The organism is Waterburya sp. (assembly GCF_058530065.1).
This window is the reverse complement of record NZ_JBZNBU010000444.1, coordinates 1-1,090: the sequence shown is the minus strand read 5'-3', so window position 1 is coordinate 1,090 and position 1,090 is coordinate 1. Positions and strand designations below refer to the sequence as shown.

At 36.5% G+C, this 1,090-nt stretch carries 2 protein-coding genes; both read right to left on the bottom strand.

All coding sequences use genetic code 11. The annotated features are described in order from the left end of the window. Positions 1-455, bottom strand: a 455-nt coding sequence (locus AC33VI_RS23505; protein ID WP_491784683.1) for a carboxysome distribution maintenance protein McdB, incomplete at its 3' end; no start/stop codon positions are given. A gap of 86 nt (positions 456-541) precedes the next feature. Beyond that, positions 542-1,090 (bottom strand): ParA family protein (locus tag AC33VI_RS23500; RefSeq protein WP_491784682.1); only part of this gene is annotated, 549 nt, incomplete at its 5' end.

Genomic DNA, 1,090 nt, shown 5'->3' with positions numbered 1-1,090 from the left:
TAAAGAGTTCCAAATTTTTCAATCATTGATTTAGCACGACGATAATTAGCTATTTTTCTTCTTTGTTCGTCTCTTCGACGAGCTTCTTTGAGAACTTTTGATTGTAAAGTTTGATTTTTCTCAAATTGTACGAAAAGGGCTTCTATGAAAACTTCTCGACTAATCTCTGACTCTTGACAATATGAAGTCAATCTTTGACTCAGACTTTTTTCCAATCGAATGGTACTTTGTTTTGTTTCGAGCTTCATACTCGGTGAGTCTATTTCATCAGAAGAAGCAGTCTCGGTTTTAGAAAGTGTAGATATCTCGATATCTTGAATGTTTGAGTTAAAACTTTCATTGCTTGTTTGATTTTTTTCTCTCTTGCCTTCCCCGCCTGAAGCTGTTTCCAGATCGCGGTTTTTTACTGTTGGTTTGGCTTTGTTTCTCAGTCTTTCTAAAGCGTCTTGGCTCATTTTAAATTCTGTTATTTGAAAATACATTGGAGCAAAAAACAATTCATTCCCCACTTAAAGCTGTTAAATATTTGCTATCTTGCTCCTTAAAATGATCGTGCAGTTATCTTGGTTCGACTTGGGACATTTTGTTTTTGGTTTTTCCTACTTTGAAAATTTTCTAATAATCCCATAATTTCTTCAAAGGGATATTCTAAATCTGCTTCTCCCCGTTCGCTTAACAATTGACCTTGACGAATTGCTTTTTTGAATTGTTCGCTTTCTCTGATGCTCGGAAGTACGGGAACTCCTTCTGCAAATTCCTTCATTGCGGTAATATTTTCTCTACTTTCTAAAGTTTGTGTTCTACCGATCCAGCGATCTCGAAAGGGAATGATTCCTAAGACTTGTCCCCCAAATGCCATCACTGTTGCTTGTTCGCTTAGGAATTTTTGTGTATCTAATAGTGAGTTAACGCCTTTAGTTGCCGACTCTGCTGGTATTAAAATATCATCTGCTGCTCCGACAGCAGTAAAACAAATTTGCGACCTTGATGGAGGAACATCGATAATTACATAGTCGAATAATTCTTGAATTGCTTGTAGACGAAGTTTTAAGATTAACGCACCAGTTCCACTACCGCTTAAGTATTCATT